This window comes from Methylobacterium sp. 37f, assembly GCF_023093475.1.
GTDB lineage: Bacteria > Pseudomonadota > Alphaproteobacteria > Rhizobiales > Beijerinckiaceae > Methylobacterium.
On sequence record NZ_JAGHKN010000081.1, the window covers coordinates 1 to 3,317 of the forward strand.

At 63.4% G+C, this 3,317-nt stretch carries 2 protein-coding genes and 1 rRNA gene; 1 reads left to right on the forward strand and 2 read right to left on the reverse strand.

The window, feature by feature from the left end:
• Positions 1 to 28: 28 nt before the first annotated feature.
• Positions 29 to 144: ribosomal RNA gene (rrf, locus tag J7U37_RS24655) — 5S ribosomal RNA — on the forward strand.
• 237 nt (positions 145 to 381) lie between these two features.
• On the opposite strand, the gene J7U37_RS24660 is transcribed toward rrf, so the two are convergent.
• Together J7U37_RS24660 and J7U37_RS24665 are read right to left on the reverse strand one after the other, a co-directional pair.
• Complete coding sequence (locus J7U37_RS24660; protein WP_156376157.1) at positions 382 to 528, reverse strand: hypothetical protein; 147 nt, start codon at positions 526 to 528, stop codon at positions 382 to 384.
• Between the two features lie 269 nt (positions 529 to 797).
• Complete coding sequence (locus J7U37_RS24665; RefSeq protein ID WP_247637457.1) at positions 798 to 1,472, reverse strand: ParA family protein; 675 nt, start codon at positions 1,470 to 1,472, stop codon at positions 798 to 800.
• Between the last annotated feature and the right edge of the window lie 1,845 nt (positions 1,473 to 3,317).

Consider the following 3,317-nt stretch of genomic DNA (forward strand, 5'->3'; position numbering starts at 1 on the left):
CTTGCCGAACATCCTTGTCCTGCGCCGGTCTGGTGGTTTGAGCGGTGTGCCCAGAACCCGATCCCATCTCGAACTCGGCCGTTAAACACACCAGCGCCCATGGTACTGTGTCTCAAGACACGGGAGAGTCGGTCGCCGCCAGACCTGCTCAGAACAAGACACATAATCCCTATCGACGATCATCGAACGCAAAAAGGCCACCCTCCGGGGTGGCCTTTTTGCGTTTCCAAGCCTTGGTTTCATGTCCGCAAGCTTGGGTTTCATGTCCGTTGGACCATAGTCCTGTGGACGCTGGCGCAGCCCCGTGGGACACGTCCGCAGGAGTTGGATCGCGTTTGCGGACAGGCGGTTTTTCGGACGAGACCTTTGCAGACCGCGCGTTTAACGCAGGCGGCGCCCATCCTTCGGGATGGCGGAGAGATCGAAGGCGTAGCCCTTGGTCGCGAGGGCCTCGAGGATCAGATACTTCACGGTCACCCGGCGATCGAGAGCCTCCTGCCGCAGGGCCGTCCAGACGGGATCCGGCACCTCGACCTTCAAAACTGCCCCCTTGGCGGCCTTGGACCGCCGCCGCGTACCAGCCGGGGCCCTGGGGGCTCGAACCGGTGCGGCCTCGGCCGCCCGGGGTTCGCCCGGGATCCCGGGCGTAGGGATCGGTTCTGAGGGGGGGCTCGAGGCTCGCGTGAAGCCGAGGTCGCTCGCGGCCGCGGCGAGCTGTCGGGCATCCTCCGGACTCGTATGCGGCCGTGGGCGGGGCGAGGGTAGGAACGGGGGGGGAAACGGAGGCTTGCTCATCGTCAGGCGCCCTGTTGCTCGGCCAAGCCCTGTTGCTCGGCCAGGATGGTGAGGAGCTCGGTCAGGACGCCGCTCACCTCGGCGGCGGCTTTCGGATCTCCGCCCGGCCCCGCCGGTGTCGACCCCGTGAAGTGAATGGACTGGTACGCGGCTCGCTGGATCACCTCGGTCCGCAGTAGCGGGATACCGGCATTCTGGATCTCCTCCCGGGCATGCTGGGCGACGCGGCTTTGGAGCGGCGACATCTGGGTCAGGACCACCCGCGCCGGGATCGATCGGCGCAGCATGCGCTCGGCCCGCTGCACCACCTCGTAGGTCCGGAATACCTCCTGCAGGTCCATCCCCGAGATCTTAGTGGGGACTAGAACGAGGTCCGACTCGGCGATCGCGTAGGTGACGGCCTGCGAGGCCGCCCCTTCGAGATCGACCAGAACGATCCCGTACCGCGTTGCCGCCTCCCCGATGCGATCGAGGATGACGGTCTCCGTCACCCCCGAGATGACCGCGACGGTGGAATCTGCCCCCGCGCGGTCGCGCCATGCGCCGACATGCCCGTTCGGGTCGGCATCGACGATGACCACGCTTCCCCCCTGACGGGCGAAGGCGTCGGCCAGGCAGATCACAAGGGTCGTCTTCCCGACTCCACCCTTTGTCGAGCAGACGCTGATGACCGCCATCGAAAAGGCCCCCCGGGCTTTGCTAACCCAAACCTCCAAGGGCCCTAGGGCCTAAATCTCCAAGAACCCGTAAACCCAATCGCGTTCTTGGGCAAAAACCCATTTGCCCATTGAGACAGAATTCGTGTTTTATTTCATAATGTTGCGCTTCTCTGTTCGCCTTGCCCACCTTGGATCGGCTGTCTGCACAGGCCCTCGATCCTATCATTTTAGTCGGCTGGCACAGCGGGTTGGACGGTCGCGTCGGTCCCGACGATGGGACCAGCCAGGCGCCGATTCGAAGCGGCACAAGTCCCTGGTTTGACAGGAGAGCCCCTCGCGTGCCGAATGCACAGTCTCGGTCTCTCGCAAGACCGGAGATTCGATCAAGGAACCACCGCCACGCCGCAGTAGGACCCTGAAACGACAACGGCCCCCCGGTCGCCAAACCGGAAGGGCCGTCAAATCGTGTGATGTGCAAAAGACAACGGAACATCCTCAGCACATCATAGCTCCCCTCAGGAGTCAATCGAGAATGTTCATTCTCGGAGCGATGTCGCTTGGCCTGATGCGGTCCCAACCCAGGGACCACCATGTCGTTCGACCATCTACTCACCCTCGTTAACCATGTTCCCGTGGCCGCCCTGGACGCCCTGAGCCGCGATGTGTGGCGATCGGTCGGGGAAGGCGCTCTGACGGAAGCGCAGGCCCAGGAACTCGCCGAAGCCATTCACGGCCGCCGCCGGCCTGATCAGGCCGCCGCTGTCTCCCTCGGATGTCTCAAGGCCGTCTCATCTCAGATGATTCCTGGGATGGCCGCAGAAGCACCCGGAGCCTCCCCGGGCAAAGACCCCCGCCTTTGGTCCTACTTCCCGACCAAGAACCCTCAGCGCTCGCCTGATAGGGCCCGATCGCAGGTGCGGCGGCGGACCCTTGCGGCTTCCGGCCCTCTGCCGCCGAGGCTCGCCTGCCACTTCACCACGGGCGAACTGGCGGTCCTCAAGATCGTGGCCGATGCATTCGTCGCTGGCCGCCAATGCACGCTCTCGATCCCCGAGATCGCTGCACGGGCTGGTGTGGGCCAGACCAAGGCGCGCCTCGCCTTACGGATCGCCCAGCGCCTCGACCTGGTGTCGATCACGGAGCGACGGGTCCACTGCCGTCCCAACCTTACCAACGTGGTTCGGATCGTCTCCCCAATCTGGCTGGGCTGGCTGGCCCGCTGGAATCCCCGGAGCAAGGTCCCGGATGGGGTCAGCAGTGACGGCCCGCGTCCTCGCCAAGCCGTCGGATCCACGGTCGTTCCTGCAGACGGGGGGGAGGGTTCACTTTTGAGAGGGCCACGGAATCAGAGGTTTTCGAGAAGAGAGACGGATGGTCGTGCAACCTGGAGATGACGGTGTATCAGACCCAGATCGACCAAGATTCGAAGCCTCAGCTCAACCTTGGAGCGAATCCTGGGAACCTCAGGCACGCGCACAACGTCGGCATGAGCACGTGTCGAGGTCACGCGATCCGCGGCGTGATTCCGGACCGGAAAGGACGCGACCTCGACACGTCCCCGCAGCGTCCGAGAGAGAACCAAACTGCGACATGTGCGTTTTCCCCAATCGTGGGTGTTGACGGGTCGGATTGGGATCCGTATACCCCTATTCATCGGCGAGCGGCCAAGGCGATTGGCGGCTTGCTTTTGCATCTCCTGACTGTTGATGGGTTGTCGCCTGGTGATCTGGGCGGTATTTCTGTCTGTTGTTGGTGTTCTTTGACAAGTGAATCTGAGAAAGAGAAGCGTGGGCGGCGATTATTGTCCTTGCGGATCCCTGTAGTGGGGATTGTGAGACGATTGCTGACACGTTTCGAGAGCTC

Coding starts and splice junctions, on each gene's coding strand:
- J7U37_RS24665 (WP_247637457.1), bottom strand. CDS start 1,472: ATGGCGGTCATCAGCGTCTGCTCGACAAAGGGTGGAGTCGGGAAGACG.